Annotated in this window: 20 protein-coding genes; 11 read left to right on the top strand and 9 right to left on the bottom strand. The window is 73.3% G+C overall.

Annotated elements, in window-relative coordinates:
- The first annotated feature begins 59 nt into the window (after positions 1-59).
- On the top strand, positions 60-710 hold the full coding sequence (locus B9O00_RS09200; protein ID WP_085122177.1) for a TetR/AcrR family transcriptional regulator: 651 nt from the start codon (positions 60-62) through the stop codon (positions 708-710).
- 9 nt (positions 711-719) lie between these two features.
- The gene (locus B9O00_RS09205; protein WP_085122178.1) at positions 720-1,373 is read left to right on the top strand and encodes a LysE family transporter; all 654 of its coding nucleotides are present in this window, start codon (positions 720-722) and stop codon (positions 1,371-1,373) included.
- Here B9O00_RS09205 and purN read toward each other — a convergent pair.
- Complete coding sequence (gene purN, locus B9O00_RS09210; protein WP_159460155.1) at positions 1,370-2,092, bottom strand: phosphoribosylglycinamide formyltransferase; 723 nt, start codon at positions 2,090-2,092, stop codon at positions 1,370-1,372. The genes B9O00_RS09205 and purN overlap by 4 nt on opposite strands.
- Positions 2,093-2,295: 203 nt before the next feature.
- Between purN and B9O00_RS09215 the strand changes: the two genes are divergently transcribed.
- The 3 genes from B9O00_RS09215 to B9O00_RS09225 all read left to right on the top strand — a co-directional run bounded on the left by B9O00_RS09215 (position 2,296) and on the right by B9O00_RS09225 (position 4,683).
- Positions 2,296-2,796: a hypothetical protein gene (locus B9O00_RS09215; protein WP_085122180.1), complete on the top strand. Its 501-nt coding sequence runs from the start codon at positions 2,296-2,298 to the stop codon at positions 2,794-2,796.
- Between the two features lie 136 nt (positions 2,797-2,932).
- Positions 2,933-4,081: a tetratricopeptide repeat protein gene (locus tag B9O00_RS09220; RefSeq protein WP_085122181.1), complete on the top strand. Its 1,149-nt coding sequence runs from the start codon at positions 2,933-2,935 to the stop codon at positions 4,079-4,081.
- Positions 4,078-4,683 (top strand): tetratricopeptide repeat protein, encoded by a 606-nt coding sequence (locus B9O00_RS09225; RefSeq protein WP_085122182.1) that lies wholly within the window; start codon positions 4,078-4,080, stop codon positions 4,681-4,683. Before B9O00_RS09220 ends, B9O00_RS09225 begins: the two co-directional genes overlap by 4 nt.
- Before the next feature lie 21 nt (positions 4,684-4,704).
- Here B9O00_RS09225 and B9O00_RS09230 read toward each other — a convergent pair whose 3' ends face one another.
- Positions 4,705-5,577 carry a pirin family protein gene (locus B9O00_RS09230; protein WP_085122184.1) on the bottom strand — a complete coding sequence of 291 codons (873 nt, stop codon included), beginning with the start codon at positions 5,575-5,577 and terminating at the stop codon, positions 4,705-4,707.
- A 7-nt stretch (positions 5,578-5,584) separates the two neighbouring features.
- Entirely contained in the window at positions 5,585-6,418 is an 834-nt protein-coding gene (locus tag B9O00_RS09235) for an amino acid ABC transporter substrate-binding protein (protein ID WP_159460156.1), read from the bottom strand.
- A gap of 175 nt (positions 6,419-6,593) precedes the next feature.
- On the opposite strand from B9O00_RS09235, the gene B9O00_RS09240 reads away from it, so the two are divergent.
- From B9O00_RS09240 to B9O00_RS09260, 6 genes are all read left to right on the top strand, one after another.
- Positions 6,594-7,118 carry an RNA polymerase sigma factor gene (locus tag B9O00_RS09240; protein ID WP_089229636.1) on the top strand — a complete coding sequence of 175 codons (525 nt, stop codon included), beginning with the start codon at positions 6,594-6,596 and terminating at the stop codon, positions 7,116-7,118.
- Positions 7,119-7,218: 100 nt separating this feature from the next.
- Positions 7,219-8,181 (top strand): FecR family protein, encoded by a 963-nt coding sequence (locus tag B9O00_RS09245; RefSeq protein WP_085122188.1) that lies wholly within the window; start codon positions 7,219-7,221, stop codon positions 8,179-8,181.
- Between the two features lie 139 nt (positions 8,182-8,320).
- Complete coding sequence (locus tag B9O00_RS09250; RefSeq protein WP_085122189.1) at positions 8,321-10,795, top strand: TonB-dependent siderophore receptor; 2,475 nt, start codon at positions 8,321-8,323, stop codon at positions 10,793-10,795.
- A 386-nt stretch (positions 10,796-11,181) separates the two neighbouring features.
- Positions 11,182-11,646 (top strand): rhodanese-like domain-containing protein, encoded by a 465-nt coding sequence (locus B9O00_RS32420; protein ID WP_089229635.1) that lies wholly within the window; start codon positions 11,182-11,184, stop codon positions 11,644-11,646.
- A 17-nt stretch (positions 11,647-11,663) separates the two neighbouring features.
- Positions 11,664-12,896 (top strand): O-succinylhomoserine sulfhydrylase, encoded by a 1,233-nt coding sequence (gene metZ / locus B9O00_RS09255; protein WP_089229634.1) that lies wholly within the window; start codon positions 11,664-11,666, stop codon positions 12,894-12,896.
- 112 nt (positions 12,897-13,008) lie between these two features.
- Complete coding sequence (locus tag B9O00_RS09260; RefSeq protein WP_085122191.1) at positions 13,009-13,674, top strand: glutathione S-transferase family protein; 666 nt, start codon at positions 13,009-13,011, stop codon at positions 13,672-13,674.
- Between the two features lie 23 nt (positions 13,675-13,697).
- On the opposite strand, the gene B9O00_RS09265 is transcribed toward B9O00_RS09260, so the two are convergent.
- From B9O00_RS09265 to B9O00_RS09290, 6 genes are all read right to left on the bottom strand, one after another.
- Positions 13,698-14,213 carry a diheme cytochrome c gene (locus tag B9O00_RS09265; RefSeq protein ID WP_089229633.1) on the bottom strand — a complete coding sequence of 172 codons (516 nt, stop codon included), beginning with the start codon at positions 14,211-14,213 and terminating at the stop codon, positions 13,698-13,700.
- Between the two features lie 21 nt (positions 14,214-14,234).
- Positions 14,235-14,639, bottom strand: a complete 405-nt coding sequence (locus B9O00_RS09270; RefSeq protein WP_085122192.1) for a DUF1924 domain-containing protein — start codon at positions 14,637-14,639, stop codon at positions 14,235-14,237.
- On the bottom strand, positions 14,636-15,736 hold the full coding sequence (locus B9O00_RS09275) for a cytochrome b/b6 domain-containing protein (RefSeq protein WP_200808449.1): 1,101 nt from the start codon (positions 15,734-15,736) through the stop codon (positions 14,636-14,638). Before B9O00_RS09275 ends, B9O00_RS09270 begins: the two co-directional genes overlap by 4 nt.
- 152 nt (positions 15,737-15,888) lie before the next feature.
- Entirely contained in the window at positions 15,889-16,674 is a 786-nt protein-coding gene (locus tag B9O00_RS09280) for a carnitinyl-CoA dehydratase (RefSeq protein ID WP_085122196.1), read from the bottom strand.
- Between the two features lie 248 nt (positions 16,675-16,922).
- A complete protein-coding gene (locus B9O00_RS09285; protein ID WP_200808450.1) occupies positions 16,923-19,040 on the bottom strand; it encodes an acetate--CoA ligase family protein in 2,118 nt (705 codons plus the stop codon).
- Positions 19,041-19,045: 5 nt separating this feature from the next.
- Positions 19,046-20,206, bottom strand: coding sequence for an acyl-CoA dehydrogenase family protein (locus B9O00_RS09290; protein WP_085122199.1), 1,161 nt, complete (start codon positions 20,204-20,206; stop codon positions 19,046-19,048).
- Positions 20,207-20,215 lie beyond the last annotated feature (9 nt).

Raw genomic sequence — 20,215 nt, forward strand, 5'->3', positions numbered from 1 at the left:
GAATGAAGTGAACCTGTATTCACTTCTATCTGTCAAGCCGTCGACGGAGCGAAGGGGCCATGGCCTACCGCAAGACCGAGAAGGTGCAGGAGGCGCTCGCCGACAAGCGCCAGCGGATCCTCTCCGCGGCCCGGCGGCTGGTTTCCGACGGCGGCTTCCAGGAGGCCCCGGTGACCGCCGTGGCCGGCCTCGCCGGCGTCGCCACCGGCACGGTCTACCGGCATTTCGCGTCGAAGGCGGCACTCTTCGCCGAGATGATCGGCGAGACCTCCCAGCGCGAGCTCGAGGTGGTCGAAGCCATCGCCCTGTCCGATGGCCCGGCCTCCCTGCGCCTGGCCGACGCGGTGCGCACCTTCGCGCGACGCGCGCTACGGAGGCGCCGGCTGGCCTACGCCCTCGTCGCCGAGCCGGTCGACGCGGAGACCGACGCGACGCGCCTCAGGTACCGCCGCGCCCTGGCCCGGGTCTTCGAGACGGTCGTCGAGCAGGGCATGCGCAGCGGCGAGTTTCCGCGCCAGAACGCGGCGGCCTCCGCCGCCTGCCTCGTCGGCACCTGCATCGAGGGGCTGGTCGGGCCGCTGTCGCCGGACGGCCTGGGCCCCGACGGCAACGGCGACGAGCTGGTCGACGACCTGGTCGCGTTCTGCCTGCGCGCGGTCGGCGCCCCGGCGGAGCGGGCCGCGACGCATGCCCCCCGGGCCCGCACCTGAGGCGGCCCGATGCCGGAGCCCCTCGGCACCCTGGCCGGCGTCGCCGGCGTCTACCTCCTCGGCTGCCTCAGCCCGGGTCCGGACTTCCTGATCGTCGCGACGACGGCCGCCGCCTGCTCGCGCCCCGCCGGCATCCTGGCCGGCCTGGGGGTCACCGCCGCCGCGCTCTGCTGGGCCGCCTTCGCCCTCTTCGGCCTCGGCCTGCTGCAGGCCGGGGCGCCCTGGCTGCCGCGCGCGCTGCCGCTGCTCGGCGGCGGCTACCTGTTCTGGCTCGGGCTGCGGCTCGCGGCCGCTGCGCTGCTCGCGCCGCGGCGGCCCGAGTCGGCCCCCGCGCCGGTCGCCCCGCTGCCGGGCCGGCGGGCGCTGGCACGCGGTTTCCTGACCGGCCTCGGCAATCCCAAGGCCGCCGCCTTCTTCGCCAGCGTCTTCGTGGTGGCCCTGCCCCAGGCGCCGTCCGGCCGGCTCGGCCTCGCGGCCCTGGGCGTGGTCGCCGCCGTGGGCGTGCTCTGGCACGGGGCCCTGGCGCTCGCCTTCTCGACGGGCCGGGTGCGCCGGCTCTACGGGCGTGCCCGGCGCGCCGGCGATGCGGTCGCGGGCGCGCTTCTGGCCGGCCTCGGCGCCGGCCTGCTGATCCGGGCGCTGACGCGCGCCGCGCCCGGCTAGCCGGCGACCAGGCCGGGCGCGCCCGGCGCCAGGTGGCGGTACTCCGGCCGATCCCACCAGGGCCAGGGCAATGACAGGGCCGCGGCCTCGGGGTCGTCGAAGGCCGGGGCATGGGACGGATCGTCGAAGCGCGCGCCGGTGACGCGGACGCCGTCGGGGGTCACCGCGAGACGCCCCTCCCAGAGCCAGGCGACGAGCTGCAGCAGCCCCTTGACCGAGAGCTCGAAGAGCCGGTGGCGCAGCCGCTCGGGCTCCTCGCCGTAGGCGCGGACCAGGGCCGACTGCTGGACGATCGGGCCGCCGTCGACGCTGTCGTCGACGACGTGGACCGTGCTGCCGACCAGGCGGGTCTCGACGGCGAGCTGCTGGTCGATGGGGTTGAGGCCCTCGAAGGCCGGCAGGATCGAAGGATGGACGTTGAACAGGCGGTCGCGATAGGCGTCGGTCATCGGCGGCTTCAGCAGGCGGCGGAACGAGGCGGTCACGAGATAGTCGATCCGCGCCTCGGCGGCATGGCGCAGCAGCGCCGCCGAGAAGGCCCCGTTGTCGGGCTCGCTGATGATCCGCGTCGGCAGGCCGTGGCGCGCCGCCGCCTGCAGCCCGCCGCAGGCGCGGTCGCTGACCACCCCCTCGATGCGCGAGCGGAAGGCCGGACGGGCCAGCGCCTCGTTGAGGAAGGCGCCGCCGGTCGTGGTCAGCAGCAGGATCTTCGCGGTCATGGCGGCAGGCGCCCTCGTGCGCTCGTTCGACGGTCGGAAACGGCCGCAGACTGCCGGGAACAGGGATAACGGCCCGTTAACGCAAGTCATAAGTACTCTTCTGTTAATAATTGCCGTCTAGGCTGTCGGTTTCGGATCGGGGCGCGCGACGCCTCTGCTTTGCTTGGACTGCGGACGACCAGCGCAACGGTTGAAGAAACGGCATGCGACGGCACCATCTCATCGAAGAGGCCAAGGCGGAGCTCGACGTCGCCTACGAAGAGGTGAAGCGCGCCGAGCACGACCTCATGGGCCTGGAGTTCGAGTACAACGAGCGCGTCAAGGAGATGAACGGCCACGCCGATCCGGACGCCCTCGCCGAGCTGCTGAACGAGAAGGAGAACCGCCAGCAGGCCCTGGAGCTGGAGCAGCTCTACGAGCTGCAGCGCCGCTCGACCCAGCGCTTCGCCCTGGTCAGCGCCTGCTTCGGCATCGTCGGCTCGATCAAGGACCCGACGATGACCGTCGACCTGATCGAGCGCCTGCTGTTCCAGGAGAGCGAGCTGCGCCGCAACCGCGTGGCGATCCAGCGCCACCTGCGCGCCTTCCAGAAGAGCCTGCGCGCCTACATGCTGGAGGACAGCAGCCCGGAGAACGACCGCACGGTGCGCGGCAGCTGGACCGCGGTCGAGGAGACCCTGCGCGAGCTCGGCCGGGAGATCTGAGCCGGCACGATCCCTGCGGGTCGTGGCTCCAGGTTCCTGCCCGTTTCGCGCTGGCCCGCCGCGCCTGAATCGGCGATCGTAGGACCTGCCTTGGGGCATTCGCCGGAAGCGAACGGGGAATGGGGGACGGGTTCGGATGACAGCTCTGCGCAGGCCGCTGCGGCTGGCGTTCGCGGGCCTGCTGCTGGCCGCGCCGCTCGGCTGCCGCACGCTGCCCGAGCCGCCGCCGGCGGCACCACCGGTGATCAGCCTCGACCAGGCGGCCGCCCTCGATGCCGAGGGTGACTACGCCGCCGCCGAGCAGGCCGCCGCCGAGGCGCTGACCCTGGCCGACCGGCACGCCGATCCGGACGACCCGGGGTTCCCGCTGCTGCTGATGTTCCTGGCCCGCGAGAACATGAACCGGGCGCACTTCGAGAAGGCGCAGCGGCACCTCGCCCGGGCGCGGCTGCTCAACGACCGCCACTTCCGCCCCGCCGACCCGCGCAGCAGCGCCCTGACCGCGACCGAGGCCGAGCTGGCGATGATGCTGGGCCAGGCCTCGGAGGGCGAGACGCTGGCGCGGCACCAGCTCGAGCTGGCCAAGGCGGCCTACGGCCCGCGCCATCCCTTCGTCGCCGACGAGCTGTCCCTGCTCGCCCGCGCGCTCGAGGAGCAGGACCGCGTCGCCGAGGCGCAGCCTCTGTGGAGCGAGGCCCTGGCGATCCTGAAGAACGCCTGGGGCGGGAAGCATCGCGACGTCGCCTGGGCCATCATGAACCTGGCGCAGAACGCCGCCATGAGCGGGCGCGGCGCCGCGGCCGAGCGGCTGGCGGCCGCGGCGACGGACCTGGCCGCCGAACTGGCCCGCGGCGCCACGCGGGACGAGCGGGCCCTGGCGGAGACCGACCGCGCCCGGCTCGAGCTGGCGCGCGGCTCGATCGAGCTGCAGCTGGCCGACGACGGGGCCGCCCGGAAGAACCTCGAGAGGGCGCTGCCGCTGCTGCGCGCCAGCCTCGGGCCGCACCACCCCGATACCGGCTGGGCCCGGGTGCTGCTCGGCCAGGCGCTCGCCGGCCTGGGCGACTTCAAGGCCGCCGAGCCGCATCTCGCCGAGGGCCTGGAGACGATCCGGCGCAGCCACGGCGACCAGCATCCCCTGTTCATGAACGCCCTGATGCACCGCTCGGCCGCCTACCACCGCGCCGGCTGGGACGCAGAGGCCGTCGCCGACTACGACGAGGCCCAGCAGATCCTCGCCCGCCTGAAGCAGATCGGCCGGCGGGAGATCGGGGTGTCGCTGTGAGAAGCGCCCTCGCCGCCCTCCTGGTCCTCCTCGCCGCGCTGCTGGCGCCGGCAATGGCGGGCGCCCAGTCGCGCGCGGAGCTGCCCGGCATGCCGCCGCCGCCGCCCGCGCTCGAGGAACTGATCGAACGGCGCCTCGACGTCCCGAAGGCCCAGAGGGATCTGCCGGCGACAGAGCAGGAGCTCGAGGCGCTGCTGGAACGCATGCAGGGCGACAGGACGGTCGCCGACCAGGTCGTCGTCCTGGCGTGGCTGGCCCTCATCCGCATCGGCCGGGACGATTTGGCCGGCGCCGTCCGGGCACTCGACAGCGCCATCGGGCTGGACACCGGATACTGGTTCCTGCGGCAGACCCGGGGCGGCACGCTTCAGCGCCTGGGCAAGTCCCAGGCAGCCCTGACGGACCTCAACTTCGCCTATCGCGTGATGCCGTCGGCCGATCGACAACGCTACCTGCCCCTGGTCCTCCTGCCCCGCGCCGCCGCCCACGAGGGGCTGCGGCAATACGAGGAGGCCGCCGCCGACTACGAGGGCGCTTCCGACAAGCCAGGGCCCTCGGCCTCACCCATTTCTTCGAAGACGGCCTCAGCCGACTGGAGCTGAAGAAGCTGGGCGGCTAGCGCCTCAGTCCTCGGGCAGCGGGATGAACTCGGTCTCGCCGGGCACCGAGGCGAAGCGGCCGTCCCGCCAGTCCTGCTTGGCCTGCTCGATGCGGGCCTGGTCGCTGGAGACGAAGTTCCACCAGATGAAGCGCTCGCCGGTCAGCGGCTCGCCGCCGAGCAGCATGACCCGGGCGCCGGTCAGAGCCTTGAGGGTCGGCGCGCCGCCGGGCTCGAGCACCGCCATGCGCCGCGCCTCGACCCGCTCGCCGGCCAGCTCGACGGCGCCCTCGACGACGTAGACCGCGCGCTCCTCGTGCTCCTCCGGCAAGGTCAGGCTGTGGCCCTCGGCCAGTTCGCCGTCGAGGTAGAACATCCGCGAGAAGACCGCGACCGGCGAGCTGCGGTTGTAGGCCGAGCCGGCGATCAGGCGCAGGCGGACGCCCTCGTGGTCGAAGCTCGGCAGCTGCTCCTTGGCCGTGTGGGTGAAGCTCGGCGCGGCCTCCTCGTCGGCGAGCGGCAGGGCGATCCAGCTCTGGATGCCGTGCAGGCTGGAGCTGCTGCGCCGATCGGCCTCGGCGGTGCGCTCGGAGTGGACGATGCCGCGCCCGGCGGTCATCCAGTTGACGTCGCCGGGCTCGATCCGGCGCGCGCTGCCCAGGCTGTCGCGATGCATGATCGCGCCGTCGAACAGGTAGGTCACCGTGGCGAGGCCGATGTGCGGATGCGGCCGGACGTCGATGCCCCGGCCCGGCTCGAAGAGCGTCGGGCCCATGTGGTCGAAGAAGATGAAAGGACCGACCAGCCGGCGCTTCGGCGAGGGCAGGACCCGGCCGACGGTGAAGCCGTCGCCCAGGTCGCGGGTCCGGGCCTCGATGGTCAGTGCGATCGTCGTCATGGCGGGGCTACTCCGGGAGGGCCGAGACGATGTAGAGCGCCTTCAGCAGATCGCTCTGCTCGGCCTTGCCGAAGGCGCTGGCGAAGATCTCCTTGATGGCGCCGGAACGGTAGAGCCGGCTGAGCGCCGTGTCGACCGCCAGTCGGAACGCGCTGTCGCCGCGCGGCAGGGCCAGGGCGTAGGGCTCGTAGGACAGGTACTGCGGGGAGAGCCGGAGGTCGGCCGGCAGGCCGTGGCCGATCATCAGGGACTGCAGGATCGCCCGGTCGGCGAAGTAGGCGTCGATGTCGCCGCTCTGCAGCCGGCTGAAGCCCTCCTCGTGGGCGTCGAGCGGCACGACCTCGGCCGCGATGCCCGAGCTCTTCAGGGTCGTCTGCAGCCGGTCGGCCGTCGAGGTCGCGCGGCGCACGCCGATCCGCTTGCCGGCCAGCTCGGCGAACTGCCGGGCCCCGTCGGCCCGCACCAGCACGCCGGCGCCGTCGATGAAGGTCGGGATCGAGAAGTCGACCAGCCGGCGCCGGGCCAGGGTCGCCGTCGCAGCGCCGCACAGCAGGTCGATGCGGCCGTCGGCGACGGCCCGGAAGCGCTCGTCGGTGTCGACCGAGACGTACTGGATCGAGACCTTGGCGAGCTCGAGGTCCTGGGCGATCTCGCCGGCGACGGCGCGGCAGAGCTGCACGCTGTAGCCGGCCGGCTTGTCGTCGACGAGATAGGAGAAGGGCGCCGCGTCGACCCGCACGCCGAGGCGCAGCGGCTCGCCGGCCTCCAGCCTCTCGATCGTCCCGGCCCGGGCGGCGCCGGCGAGGCCGGCCAGCAGGCCGAGCAGCAGCAGCAGGCGCATTGTCGAGACCTCCCTCCCCCCTGATGGCGGCCCCATGAGACCCGAAGACGCCGGGCCCCTCAACCGGTCATTCGGAGACGGCGACCAGCCTCGCGGCGTGCTGCCGCAGATATTGCGAATAATTCTCATTTGCATTAAGCAGGCCGCCTGACCCACGAGCTAATCGGGATCTTCCGTGTCGGGCGACGGTCTGGATGCCCTGTTCCGCAGCTGCCGCCGGGACCTGGAGCGCTTCTTCCGGCGCCGCGTCGGCTCGCCGGAGGCGGCCGGCGACCTGACCCAGGAGGCTTTCCTCAGGCTGCTGCGCGCCGGCCCGACGGCGGCCCTGCAGGACCCCCGCGCCTACCTCTTCCGGACCGCCCGCAACCTCGTCGTCGACCACTACCGCGCCGCCCCTGCCCGCTCGGCCGAGCCCCTGACCGACGCCGCCTGGCTGGGCCTGCCGGCGGACACGCCCTCGCCCGAACGCACGCTGCTGTCGCGCGAGGAACTCGCCGTGCTGCGCCGGGCGGTCGCCGAGCTGAGCCCGCGCGAGCGCGAAGTCTTCCTGCTGCACAAGTTCGAGGGCCTGAGCTACGCCGAGATCGCCCGGCGCCTGGGCATCGCCCGCAACACCGTCGTCGTCCACATGGTCCGCGCCCTCGCCCGCTGCCGGGCCCGGCTCGAGGCCCATCGGCGCGACCAAGCAGGCGAGCCGTAATGCTCCGCGCCATCCCCATCGTCTTCAACGAAGAAGGCCGCGCGGGCAACCGGTCCGCCGGCCGGGCGACCGGGCCGCGAGCAGGGAGTCCGGCGGAACGATGACGAACGAGGCCGGCACCCCGGTCGACGAGGCGGCCGTCGCCTGGTTCGCGCGGCTGCGCGACCCCGAGGCGAGCGCCGCCGAGCGGGCGGCCTGCGCCGCCTGGCTGGCCGCCGATCCGGCACACCGCGCGGCCTGGTCGGAGGTCGATGCCCTGTGGCACGGCCTCGACGGCCTCGAGGCCGACTTCGCGGCCCTGCCGACGGACCGTCCCGCCCGCCCTGCCCGGCGACCACTCGCGGTCGCGGCCGCGATCGCCCTGCTCCTGCTGCTGGCCGCGACGGCCGGGCTCTGGACGCTGCAGCCGCCGGGCTTCGCGGCCGGCCTGCTCGCCGATGCGCAGACCGGGCTCGGCGAGCGCCGGCGCATCGCGCTGCCCGACGGCTCGAGCGTCGTGCTGGCCGCCGCCTCGGCGCTCTCGACCGACTTCGAGGACGGCCGGCGCCGGGTGACGCTCCTTCGCGGCGAGGCCTTCTTCTCGGTCGCACCCCACCCGGACCGTCCCTTCGTCGTCGAGGCCGGGGCCGGCTCGGTCACCGTCGTCGGGACCGCCTTCGACGTCGCCCTGCGCGGCCGCGGGACCAGCGTCAGCGTCGCCTCGGGCCGCGTCGCCGTGACGCCGGAGGCCGGGCCGCCGGTGCGCCTCTCGCCCGGCCAGGGCCTGCGCTACGGACCCGAGGGCGCCGGCGCGCCCTATCCGGTCGCGGCCGCCGACATCGGCGCCTGGCGCGAGGGCCGCCTGGTCTTCGAGGCGGCCCCGCTGGCCGAGGTGCTGCACGACCTGGAGCGCTACCGCCGCGGCCGCATCCTGGTCACCGACCCGGCGATCGCCGCCCTGCCGGTGACCGGCGTCTTCGACACCCGGCGGCCCGAGGCCGCCCTGGAGACGATCGCGCGCAGCCTGCCGGTCCGCCTGCTCTACCTGACCGACCTGCTGGTCCTGGTCCGCCCGGCCGGCTGAGCTTTTTTTGCCGGCGACCTAATGCTCCGCCGCCCCCGCCTCGTCTGCCCTGACGAAAATGCGAATGCCTTTCATTTGCATCACTTGACGGTACAGCCGCGGCCGTGCCGGACAGGTCACCTGAAGGGGAGCGAGAGAGGTGGGGATCAAGAACGACGGGACGCGGCGCGCCAGGGCCGGCGCGCGCCCGCTGCTGCTGACGGCCACGGCCCTGGCCGTGGCCGCAGCGGCCTGCCTGACGCCGGGCGCGGCGGCCCGCGCCGGCGGCAAGGTCGGCGGCGAGGCGGGCGGCGAGGCGGGCGGCGTCTGGGACCGCGCGCAGCTGGTGCAGAACACGGAGCGGCGCTTCGACATCCCGGCGCAACCGCTCGCCCAGGCGCTGCTCAGCTTCTCGCGCGCGACCGGGATCGAGCTGTTCTTCGACGACGCCCTGGCCCGCGGCCTGCGCTCGCCGGGTGTCGACGGAGAGCTGGCGCCCGAGGCGGCGCTCGCGCGGCTGCTCGACGGCACCGGCCTGACCTACCGCTTCACCAACCCGACGACCGTGACGCTGGAGAAGCCGGCCGCGGGCGACGAGAGCGCGATCCGGCTCGGCACGGTCACGGTCCAGGGCAGCGGCACCGGCGAGGCCGCGCGCGGGCCGGTCGAGGGCTTTGCGGCGAGCCGCACGAGGGCCGGCAGCAAGACCGATACGCCGATCGTCGAGGTGCCGCAGTCGGTCTCGGTGGTCGGCCGCGAGGAGCTGGAGCGGCGCAACGCCCAGACCCTGTCGGAAGCGATACAGTACACGCCCGGCGTGCGCACCGACGCGTTCGGGGCCGATCCGCGCGGCTACGACTTCGTCGACATCCGCGGCTTCGACGCCATCACCAACGGCAACTTCCGCGACGGGCTGCGCATGGTCGGCAGCCGTTTCGCCGTGTTCACCACCGAGCCCTACGGCATGGAGCGCTTCGAGGTGCTGCGGGGGCCGGCGGGCGCGCTCTACGGCCAGGCCGACCCGGCCGGCATCGTCGACCGCGCGACCAAGCGGCCGACCGCCGAGCCGATCCGCGAGATCCAGGGCCAGGTCGGCAACTGGCACCGCTTCCAGGGCGCCTTCGACCTGGGCGGCGCGCTCGACGAGGACGAGACGGTGCTGGTGCGCCTGACCGGCCTCGGCCGCGAGAGCGGGACCGAGTTCGACTACAACGACGGCACCGCGATGCACAACGACCGCCTGTTCGTCGCGCCGGCCGTGACCTGGCGGCCGAGCGACTCGACCGAGCTCACCCTGCTCGCAGACTACCTGAAGGACGAGCGCTCGACCGACTTCGGCCCCTTCGGCGGCATCGACCGGGTCCGCACCGACGTGATCGCCGGGGAGCCCGGCTTCGACGAGGCGCACCACGAGCAGTACTCGGTCGGCTACCTGTTCAGCCACCAGGTCGACGAGGTCTTCGCGGTCCGCCAGAACGTCCGCTACTTCCACGTCGACGTCGACCTGCACTACGTCTACCCGGAAGCCAAGCTCGACGACGACACGATCTACCGCTCGATCTGGGCCGCGCCGGACGTGCTCAGCCAGTTCGCCATCGACAACCAGGCCGAGGCGCGCTTCTCCCTGGGTCCGGTCGACCAGACCCTGCTGGTCGGCCTCGACTGGAGCCGCGCCAGCGAGCGCTACAGCAACCACTACGGCCCGGCGCCGACCCTCAGCATCTCGGACCCGGTCTACGCCGGCGACATCACCATCCCCGCGCCCTACCGCTCGGCGATCGAGACGCTCGACCAGCTCGGCGTCTATGCCCAGGACCAGATCGAGCTCTACGACCGGGTCGTCGTGACCCTGGGCGGGCGCCAGGACTGGGTCGACCACCGTACCGAGGACCGCCTGGCCGACGCCACCACCGACCAGGACAGCAGCGCCTTCACCGGGCGGGCCGGCGTCAGCTACCAGTTCGACGTCGGCCTCGCGCCCTACGTCAGCTACGCCGAGGGCTTCCTGCCGCAGACCGGCGCCGACGCCGCCGGCAATGCCTTCGAGCCGGAGCGGTCGCACCAGTACGAGGTCGGCATCAAGTACCAGCCGCCCGGCCTCGACGCGATCTTCACCGCCGCCGCCTTCGACCTCACCAAGACCAACGTGCTGACGCCGGACCCGAACAACCCGAACCTCAGCGTCCAGACCGGCGAGATCCGCAGTCGCGGCATCGAGCTGGAGGCCAAGGGCAGCTGGAACGGCTTCAACCTGACAGCCGCCTACAGCTACCTCGATTCGGAGGTCACCGAGAGCAACGGCAGCGACCTCGGCAAGCGGCCGATCGAGGTGCCGGAGCACATCGCCTCGGGCTGGCTCGACTACACGGTGCAGAACGGCTTCCTCGAAGGCTTCGGCCTCGGCGGCGGCCTGCGCTACATCGGCCCCAGCTACGACGACGCCGCCAACACCAGCGAGACGCCCGGCTACGTCGTCGCCGACGCGATGCTTCGCTACGACCTCGACGACCAGCTGTCGCTGCAGGTCAACGCGACCAACCTGTTCGACCGCGAGTACGTGACGACCTGCGCGGGTCTGGTCTGCTACTGGGGCGAAGGCCGGCAGGTCATCGGCACGGTGACCTGGCGCTGGTAGGTCCCGCAGCGGCCCCGGCGCCTCCCAGGGCGCCGGGGCCGGCCGTTCCTTGGCACCGTCCAGTCGAGGGCAAATGCAGACCGCCCTCGCACAATATATGATTCTCCAGGTTTACAGTCCGGCGGGCCGCTCCTAAGGTCACCGGACAGCGCCGATTTGAGCTTCAGCTTGCGGGCGCTCTACAAATGCGGCTAAAGCGGATCACCCGTCCGGCTTCGCCGCGACGGGCTTTGTCTTTCCGGCCTGGTCCTCCGTGACGGACCCGCGGGCTTTGATCGGGCAGCTTGCACCCGCGTCACCAACTGCTAAAGCGCTGCGGGGACCGCTCCCGTAGGCCCGCCACGGCCAGGCCCCGAGGGCAGGGCCCCGCAACGAGGAGCAGAGAGATGACCACCTCCCCCAGCGCCGCTGCCGCCGGCGCGACCGCCGCGAGCGCGGACTATGCCGGCGACCTCGACAGCCGCGCCGCCCACGAGCTGCTGGCGCGCGAGCCCGAGGCCCTGCTGGTCGACGTGCGCAGCGCCCCGGAATGGGACTTCGTCGGCCGTCCGGATCCCGAGGCGCTCGGCGGCCGCGTCGTCTTCGTGTCCTGGAAGCGCTGGCCGGGCATGGCGTCGAACGAGCGCTTCCTGCAGGAGGTCGCGGCGGCGGGCGTGCTGCCCGAACGCCCGCTCCTGCTGCTCTGCCGCTCCGGCCAGCGCTCGCGCGACGCCGCCGTCGCCCTGACCCGCGCCGGCTTCGGGCCCTGCTGGAACATCGCCGACGGCTTCGAGGGGCCGAAGGACGAGGCCGGCCACCGCAACACCCTGTCCGGCTGGCGCGCCGCCGGCCTGCCCTGGATCCAGGGCTGAGAACCGAGGAACCGAGCATGTCCGAGACGTCCAGCCGCCACCCCGGCCGCCCGGCCGGCCCGGGCCGCGCCACCCGCCTGGTGCGCGGCGGCCTCGAGCGCTCGCCGCACGGCGAGACCAGCGAGGCGCTCTATCTCACCTCCGGTTTCGTCTACGAGACTGCCGCCTCGGCCGAGGCGCGCTTCAAGGGCGAGGAGGAGGGCTACGTCTACTCCCGCTACGGCAACCCGACGGTGACGATGTTCGAGGAGCGCATCGCCGGGCTGGAGGGTGCGGAGGCCTGCTTCGCCACGGCGAGCGGCATGGCCGCGGTCTTCTCCGCCCTGGCCTGCCAGCTCTCGGCCGGCGACCGCCTGGTCGCCTCGCGCGCCCTCTTCGGCTCCTGCTTCCAGGTCGTCACGCAGATCCTGCCGCGCTTCGGCGTCGAGACGGTGCTGGTCGACGGCACCGACCTGGAGGCCTGGAAGCGCGAGCTCGCCAAGGGCGCCAAGGTCGTATTCTTCGAGACCATCTCCAACCCGACCCTGGAGGTGCTCGACCTGCCGGCCATCGTCGCGCTGGCCAAGGCCGCCGGCGCCACCGTGGTCGCCGACAACGTCTTCTCGACGCCGCTGCTGCTGCGCCCGATCGAGCACGGCGCCGACGTCTCGGTCTATTCCGGCACCAAGCACATCGACGGCCAGGGCCGCTGCCTGGGCGGCGCCATCCTGTGCAGCCGGAAGTTCCACGACGACAGGCTGCTGCCCTTCGTGCGCCACACCGGCCCGGCGCTCAGCCCCTTCAATGCCTGGACCCTGCTGAAGGGCCTGGAGACCCTGGAGCTGCGCGTCGAGCGCCAGGCCCGCACCGCCCAGGCCGTCGCCGAGTGGCTGGAGGCGCACCCCGCGGTCACGCGCGTCGTCTACCCGGGCCTCGCCAGCCACCCGCAGCACGCCCTGGCGGCCCGGCTGCTGGAGGGCTTCGGCACGGTCGTGACCTTCGAGGTGCAAGGCGGCAAGGAGGCCGCCTTCCGCCTGCTCGACAGCCTGGAGATCGTCGACATCTCCAACAACCTCGGCGACGCCAAGTCGCTGATCACCCACCCGGCGACCACGACCCACCGCTCGATGCCCGAGGAGCAGCGCCGGGCGACCGGCATCACCCCCGGCCTGGTCCGCCTGTCGCCGGGCCTGGAATCCGCCGAGGACCTGCTCGCCGATCTGGAGCAGGGCCTGGCGGCGGCCGGCGGAGGACGCGCGGCGGCGGAGTAGCGCCGAACGTTACACCTCTCCCCCGAGGGGAGAGGTGACGAAAGCGCACTGCTCCGAGGCCCAGCCTTCGCCTAAGCTCCGGCTCACACGGCAACAGGGGGAACTGCGCATCATGGCCGAGTTCACGCTGCACTGCTTCTGCCAGTCGGGCAACGCCTTCAAGGCCGCCAGCCTGCTGGCCTGCGCCGGGGCGGACTGGGAGGCGGTCTTCGTCGACTTCCTGGGCGGCGAGACCCGCACCCCGGCCTGGCGCGAGCAGGTCAACGAGATGGGCGAGGTGCCGGTGCTGGAGCACCGCGGGCTCAAGCTCAGCCAGTCCGGCGTGATCCTGGACTACCTCGCCGAGGCGCTGGGCCGCTTCGGGGCGGAGAGCCCCGAGGAGAAGCGCGAGATCTGGCGCTGGATCCTGTTCGACAACCACAAGTTCACCAGCTACTTCGCGACCCACCGCTGGCTGCGCAGCCTCGCGCCGGCGGCGCCGGAGCCGGCGGTGCTGGCCTTCCTCGAGGCCCGGGCCGACGCGGCCTTCGCGGTCGTCGAGAAGCACCTGGAGAGCCAGGACTTCCTGGTCGGCGGGCGGCCGACGATCGCGGACTTCTCGCTCTCGGGCTACCTCTTCTACCCGCCGGAGGAGACCGGCTACGACCTCGCCGGGGCCTTCCCGGCGGTCCACGCCTGGAGCCAGCGCCTCGCCGCCCTGCCCGGCTGGCAGCCGCCCTACGAGCTGCTGCCCGGCGAGCGCATCGCGCCGCGCCGCAGCTATCCGATCAAGGGCTGAGCCGCGATCGCCCGGCGCCCGGCTCAGTCGTCGCCGAAGAAGCCGCGCGCCGCGTCGCGGTGGCAGGCGACGCAGTTGGCCTTGGAGCCGACGCGCGGGTCCTTGAAGGCGCTCGGCGAGACCTCGCCGCGGTGCTGCCGCTCCCACCAGGGCGTCTCGGAGATCCGGAGCGGGACGTCGTCCGGCCCCAGGCCGCGCAGCACCGGCGAGCGGTGGCCGCCGGCGTCGGCGGCGTTGGCGACCAGGTAGTCAGTGATCTTCGCCGTCGTCGCCGGGTCGAGGCCGGCGTTCTCGCCGAAATGGTCGTCGAGCCCGGCCATCAGCGCCCGCCAGGAGCGGGCCGGCAGCAGCGCGGCGGGGAAGGCCATGTGGCAGGCCGAGCATTCGGCCTGCACGGTCGCGTCGGCGACCGGCGGGATGCTCATGCCCTCCTCCTCGGCCTCGGCGCGCGGCCCGGCGAGCAGCCCGATCGCCAGGGCGGAGACGGAGACCGCCAGGGCGGCGGCGAGCAGGCGGGCGCGGTTGCGGGAGCTCGGCATGGCGCGGGTCCTTTCGCGGGGTCAGAGGCTGGAGAGGTAGGCGATGAGGTCGCCCTTCTCGGCGGCGCTGCAGGGCCGGCCGAGCACGGAGTCGCAGTTGCGCTTGAACCACTTCTCGACGAAGGCCGAGTCGGTGAAGCGCTTCGGGTTGGCCGAGACCGCCATCGGCTCGATCGCCTTGCCGGCGCGCGTCCGGCCGGGCATGCGCGGGTCCATGCCGTGGCAGGTCGTGCAGGAGGGGGTCTCGGGCTTGCCGCCGGCGTGGCTGGCCTCGAAGAAGGCCTTGCCACGCTCGGCCGAGAAGGCTGCCACGCCGGCCTCCTTGGCGTAGCCGTCGAGGATCGCCTGGCGCACCGGGGAAGCGGCGAGGGCCAGGCCGGCGGTCGCGACCAGGGTCACGGCGAGCAGGATGGTCGGCAGTCTCATGGGGTCGTCTCCTCGGGCACATGGATGGCAGTGGGGTCGAAGCGGCCGCTCCGGGCGTCGCCGTGGCAGGCCTCGCAGTTGCCGCGGCCGCCGACCGGCCGCGACGCGAAGAGCGCCTCGGGGAGGCCGGCGTGGGTGCGCCGCCAGAAGGGTGTCGCGGTGATGCTGAAGGGCCGCTCGGCGGCGACCCGGCGCAGCCGGTTGGCCGCCTTGGTGTCGTAGGCCTCGGCGGCGTTGGCCTGCAGGTAGGCGGCGATCGCTGCCGCGGTCTCCGGGTCGAGGGAGGCGTTCTCGCCGAAGTGGTCGTCGAGCCCGGCCATCAGCGTGGCCCAGGAGGCGCGCGGCAGCAGGCTCGGGTGGTAGGCGACGTGGCAGGCCGAGCACTCCTCCGCGTAGGTCGGATCGAGCGGCGCCGACGGCACGCCGAGCCCCGGCCGCGCGGCGAAGGACCAGACGGCTGCCGCCGAGACGGCGAGCAGGCCGCCGCCGAGCAAGGCCGCCACCACGGGCCGGGCCCGGCGCGGCGCCGGCGGATGGTCGCCGGCCCGCGCCTCCTTGCGGCCGTCGACCAGGGCGAGCACCAGGTTCTCGCGGCTGCGCCGGCTCTCGACCAGGACCCCGGCCAGATGCAGGGCGATCAGGCCGAGCAGCAGGAAGGCGAGCAGCCGGTGCAGTCCGCGCAGCTCCCAGCCGGTCGCGAAGCTGGTGGCGAAGGCGAGCGGCCCCGACTTCAGGACGCCGCCGAGCGCGATCGTGCCGGTCGCCGCCAGGAGGGCGACGACCAGCAGCAGCGCCAGCACCATGGCGCCGCCGAGGGGATTGTGGCCGCGGTGGCGGACACCGCCGCCGGACAGCAGCCCGCGCAGGTGCGCGCGCATCGCCTTCGGCCCGGCCAGGAAGTCGCCGAAGCGCGCGTGGGTCGGGCCGAGGAAGCCCCAGAGGACGCGCAGGGCGACCAGCGCCGCCGCCGCGATCCCGGACCAGAGATGGACCTCGACCCAGGTGGCGTCGCCGAAGAAGCCGCTCGCCGCGGCGGTCGCCAGCGTCGCGACGAGCGACCAGTGGAACAGCCTGACGAAGCCGTCCCACACCGGCACCCGGACGGGCTCGCCTGCGGAACCCTGCGCGCGTGGCGCCCCGGCCATTGCCCTCGTCTCCCTCGTCGCTTCGTCCGATCGACGAGGAGGGTGACCGGGGATGCTGACGCCTTCCTGACGGATCCGGTCAGGCGGGCGTCAGCCTGGCACGGTCAGCGCCCCTTCCAGACCGGCTTGCGCTTCTCGGCGAAGGCGCGGGTGCCTTCCCGCTCGTCCTCGGAGCCGGTGACCGCGTCGACGGCCGGGATCGCCTTGCGGCGCATCATGTCGAAGCCCTCCTGCACCGGCAGGTGGCGGGTCATGCGGATCGTCTCCTTGATCGCCGCGAAGACCAGCGGCGGGCCGTCGGCCAGCAGGCCAGCGATCTCGCGCGCCCGCGCCAGCAGCCTGTCCGCCGGCAGGACCTCGTTGACCAGGCCCCAGCGCAGCGCCTCCTCGGCCTCCATCCAGCGGCCGGTCAGCAGCATGTCCAGGGCGACGTGGTAGGGGATCAGGCGGTGCAGCTTCAGGGTCGCGGCGTCGGCGAAGACGCCGACCTTGATCTCCGGCAGGGCGAAGCGGGCGTGCTCGGCGGCGAGGATCAGGTCGGCCGAGATCATCAGCTCGAAGCCGCCGCCGACCGCCAGGCCGTTGACCGCGGCGATCACCGGCTTGTTGAGGCCCGGCAGCTCCTGCAGCCCGGCGAAGCCGCCGACGCCGTAGTCGCTGTCCGAGGCCTCACCGGCCGCGGCGGCCTTGAGGTCCCAGCCCGGGCAGAAGAACTTCTCGCCGGCGCCGGTGACGATCGCGACGCGCAGCTCGGGATCGTCGCGGAAGCCGGCGAAGACCTCGCCCAGGAGCCGGCTGGTCGCCGCGTCGATGGCGTTGGCCGGCGGCCGGTTCAGCGTCACCTCCAGCACCTTGCCGCGGCGGACGGTCTCGATCGGGGAGTCGGTCATGGGAAAGGGTCCTTTCGCTTCTTGTCTCGCCGCGCCACTTCCCTCTCTGCCCCTGTGGGGCGGAGAGGGTCAGGGAGAGGTGGGGGACGGCGCTTCAGCCGCCGCGATGTCTATCGTTGGCAGCAAAGGGGAAGAGCGGCCGGCGGAGAGCGACGCCGCAAGTCCGTCCCCCCCACCTCTCCCTGCCCTCTCCGCCCCCGGGGGCGGAGAGGGAAATCGGCGCGATGGAGACCGGGGCAGCACGTCCGCTACTCCTCCCGCAACCGGATCAGGGCGTCGACGGCGACGGCTCCCCCGCCCTCCGCCCCCAGGGGCCGCACCAGGATCGGGTTGACGTCGAGCTCGACCAGGCGGTGGGCCTCGGAGACGGCGTAGCGCTGGACGGCCTGGATCGCGGCGACCAGCGCCGGCAGGTCGCCGGCCGGGCGGCCGCGGTGGCCCTCGATCAGCCGCATGACCCGGAGCGAGCGCAGCGCCCGCTCGATCTCCCCGGCGCTCGCCATCAGCATCAGGATCGCGCGGTCGGCGATCAGCTCGACCAGCACGCCGCCGGAGCCGACCAGCAGGAAGAGGCCGAGCTGCGGGTCGTGCTGGACGCCGACGATGACCTCGGCAAGCGCGTCGGGGACCATGGCCTCGACCAGCAGCGCCTCGCCGAGCGGCAGCAGCTCGGCCGCCGTCGCGCGCACCGCTTCGGCATGCTCCAGCTTCAGCCGCACGGCGCCCAGCTCGCTCTTGTGGGCGAGCCCGGCGCCGGTCGCCTTGAGCACCACGGGATAGCCGAGCGCCTCGGCGGTCGCGACGGCGTCCTCGACGCTGCCGACCCGGCGGCCCGGCGGCAGGGCCAGGCCGGCGGCCTTCAGGGCCTGCTTGGAGTCCCATTCGGAGAGCGTGCGCACCGCGCCCTCGCTGGCCGGCCGGAATGGCAGCAGCGGCGGCAGGCCGCCGGTGCCGACGAGCGCCCAGGCCTCGCCGATGTCGGCGGCGGCCTCGATCGCGGCCAGGGCCTCGTCGATGCCCTCGAAGGGCACGATGCCGGCGGCGATCAGGCGCTCGGCGACGGCTTCCGGCATCAGCTCGCCGAGCGTCGCGACGACGCCGGCGCGCCGGCCGGTCGCCCGGACCGCGTCTTCCAGGGCGTCGAGCGTGACGTCCCAGTCGGCCGGATCGCAGCGGTCGGCGCGCGGCAGGTCGAGGATCAGCAGGGTCAGGTCGAAGCCGCTGTCCATCATCGCCCCGAAGGTCGCCGCCGTGCGCGCCCGGTCGGCCCAGATGAAGGTGTGGTAGTCGAGCGGGTTGTCGATCGCCACGAGGTCGCTCAGCGTCGCCCGCACCGCCTCCCTGCGCGCCGCGCTCAGCGGCCGGAACGCGACGCGACGCTGCTCGCCGGCGTCGGCGATCAGCGAGGCCTCGCCGCCCGAGCAGGACATCGAGGCGATCGCCCGGCCGGGCAGCGCGCCGTGGACGTGCAGCAGCTTGAGCGTCTCCAGGAAGGCCGGGATCGAGTGCACGCGGGCGATGCCGAGGCGGCGCAGGAAGGCGTCGACGACGGCGTCCTCGCCGGCCAGGGAGGCCGTGTGGCTGAGCGCCAGGCGCTTGCCGGCCTCGGAGCGGCCGGCCTTGAGCGCGACGATCGGCACGCCGCGCTCCCGGGCGCGCTCGGCGACCCTGGCCAGGCGGCTCGGCTCGTCGATACCCTCGAGGTGCAGGCCGACGGCGGTGACCCGCGGGTCCTCGATCAGCGCCTCGACGGCGGCGGCGACGCCGATCTTGGCCTGGTTGCCGAGCGCCAGCAGGTAGCCGATCGGCAGGCCGCGCTGGTTCATCGTGAAGTTGATCGCGATGTTGCCCGACTGGGTCACGATCGCGACGCCGCGCTCGCAGCGCCGGCCGCCGTGCTGGTCGGGCCAGAGCAGCGCGCCGTCGAGGTAGTTGATCATGCCGTAGCAGTTCGGCCCGATCACCGGCATCAGGCCGCTCGCCTCGACCAGGCGGCGCTGCAGCGCGCCGCCCTCTTCGCCGGCCTCCTTGAAGCCGGAGGCGTAGGCGATCGCGCCGCCGGCGCCGCGCGCCGCCAGGGCCTCGACGACCTCCAGCGTGCGGTGGCGGTTGACCGCGACGAAGGCCGCGTCGGGTGCCGCCGGCAGGTCCTCGACCGAGGCGAAGCAGGGCCGCCCGGCGACCTCGGATCTGGTCGGGTTGACCGGCCAGATCGCGCCCCCGTAGCCCATCTTCTCGCACTGCCGGATCACCACGCCGGCCTCCTTGCCGCCGATCACGGCGATCGAGGCGGGACGCAGCAGCCTGCCGAGCAGGCCCTGGGGCATCGTGGCGGGCTGTCCGGGTGCCGTTCCGTCGTCGGGCATCGCGGTCACGACTCCAGGGGGCGCAGCAGGTCGCGGGAGATGATGTGGCGCTGGATCTCGCTGGTGCCGTCCCAGATCCGCTCGACCCGCGCGTCGCGCCAGAGCCGCTCGACCGGCAGCTCGTCCATCAGCCCCATGCCGCCGTAGATCTGCAGGGTCTGGTCGGTGACCCGCGCCAGCATCTCGGAGGCGAAGAGCTTGGCCTGGGCGATCGGCCGGTCGGCCGCCAGGCCCTGGTCGAGCTGCCAGGCGGCGGCCAGGGTCAGCCAGTCGGCGGCGTCTATCTCCGTCGCCATGTCGGCCAGCTTGAAGGAGACGCCCTGGAACTTGCCGATGGTCTGGCCGAACTGCTTGCGGCTGGCCGCCCAGTCGAGCGCCAGGTCGAGGGCGCGGCGCGCCCGGCCGACGCACATCGCGGCGACGGTGATGCGGGTGGCGCCGAGCCAGGTGTTGGCGACCTCGAAGCCCCGGTCGACCTCGCCCAGAACCTGGCCGGCCGGCAGGCGGCAGTCGTCGAAGGTCAGGATGCAGTTGTGGTAGCCGCGGTGGCTGACCGAGCGGTAGCCCGGCCGGATCTCGAAGCCCGGCGTGCCGCGGTCGACCAGGAAGGCGGTGATGCGCTTCCTGGGCCCCCGCGGCGTCTGGTCCTCGCCGGTCGCGACGAAGCAGATCACGAAGTCGGCGACGTCGGCGTGGCTGATGAAGTGCTTGGTGCCGTTGACCACGAAGTCGTCGCCGTCGCGCCGCGCGAAGCACTTCATGCCCCGCACGTCGGAGCCGGCGTCCGGCTCGGTCATGGCGAGCGCGTCCATCTTGTCGCCGCGCACGGCCGGCAGCAGGTAGCGCTCGCGCTGCTCCGCGTCGCAGGCGCAGAGGATGTTCGAGGGCCGGCCCCACCAGACCGAGAGCGCCATCGAGGCGCGGCCGAGCTCGCGCTCGAGCAGCGCGAAGGTCAGGTGGTCGAGGCCGCCGCCGCCGAACTCCTCGGGGATGTTCGGCGCGTAGAAGCCCATGTCCAGGACCTGGCGCTGGATCGCCTTGCCGGTCTCCAGCGGCAGCTCGCCGTCGCGCTCGACCTGCGCCTCGAGCGGATAGAGCTCGTTCTCGACGAAGCCGCGCACCGTCTCGACCACCATGCGCTGCTCGTCGCTCAGGCCGAAATCCATCCTCTCGCT

The sequence above is a fragment of the Tistlia consotensis USBA 355 genome (assembly GCF_900177295.1).
GTDB lineage: Bacteria > Pseudomonadota > Alphaproteobacteria > Kiloniellales > DSM-21159 > Tistlia > Tistlia consotensis.

Excerpts from the sequence above, each read along its gene's own strand:
- B9O00_RS09205 (WP_085122178.1), top strand. The coding sequence starts at position 720 with ATGCCGGAGCCCCTCGGCACCCTGGCCGGCGTCGCCGGCGTCTACCTC.
- B9O00_RS09290 (WP_085122199.1), bottom strand. The coding sequence starts at position 20,206 with ATGGATTTCGGCCTGAGCGACGAGCAGCGCATGGTGGTCGAGACGGTG.
- B9O00_RS32420 (WP_089229635.1), top strand. The coding sequence starts at position 11,182 with ATGACCACCTCCCCCAGCGCCGCTGCCGCCGGCGCGACCGCCGCGAGC.
- B9O00_RS09245 (WP_085122188.1), top strand. The coding sequence starts at position 7,219 with ATGACGAACGAGGCCGGCACCCCGGTCGACGAGGCGGCCGTCGCCTGG.
- B9O00_RS09235 (WP_159460156.1), bottom strand. The coding sequence starts at position 6,418 with ATGCGCCTGCTGCTGCTGCTCGGCCTGCTGGCCGGCCTCGCCGGCGCC.
- B9O00_RS09215 (WP_085122180.1), top strand. The coding sequence starts at position 2,296 with ATGCGACGGCACCATCTCATCGAAGAGGCCAAGGCGGAGCTCGACGTC.
- metZ (WP_089229634.1), top strand. The coding sequence starts at position 11,664 with ATGTCCGAGACGTCCAGCCGCCACCCCGGCCGCCCGGCCGGCCCGGGC.
- B9O00_RS09230 (WP_085122184.1), bottom strand. The coding sequence starts at position 5,577 with ATGACGACGATCGCACTGACCATCGAGGCCCGGACCCGCGACCTGGGC.
- B9O00_RS09260 (WP_085122191.1), top strand. The coding sequence starts at position 13,009 with ATGGCCGAGTTCACGCTGCACTGCTTCTGCCAGTCGGGCAACGCCTTC.
- B9O00_RS09270 (WP_085122192.1), bottom strand. The coding sequence starts at position 14,639 with ATGAGACTGCCGACCATCCTGCTCGCCGTGACCCTGGTCGCGACCGCC.
- B9O00_RS09285 (WP_200808450.1), bottom strand. The coding sequence starts at position 19,040 with ATGCCCGACGACGGAACGGCACCCGGACAGCCCGCCACGATGCCCCAG.
- B9O00_RS09265 (WP_089229633.1), bottom strand. The coding sequence starts at position 14,213 with ATGCCGAGCTCCCGCAACCGCGCCCGCCTGCTCGCCGCCGCCCTGGCG.
- B9O00_RS09220 (WP_085122181.1), top strand. The coding sequence starts at position 2,933 with ATGACAGCTCTGCGCAGGCCGCTGCGGCTGGCGTTCGCGGGCCTGCTG.
- B9O00_RS09200 (WP_085122177.1), top strand. The coding sequence starts at position 60 with ATGGCCTACCGCAAGACCGAGAAGGTGCAGGAGGCGCTCGCCGACAAG.
- purN (WP_159460155.1), bottom strand. The coding sequence starts at position 2,092 with ATGACCGCGAAGATCCTGCTGCTGACCACGACCGGCGGCGCCTTCCTC.
- B9O00_RS09280 (WP_085122196.1), bottom strand. The coding sequence starts at position 16,674 with ATGACCGACTCCCCGATCGAGACCGTCCGCCGCGGCAAGGTGCTGGAG.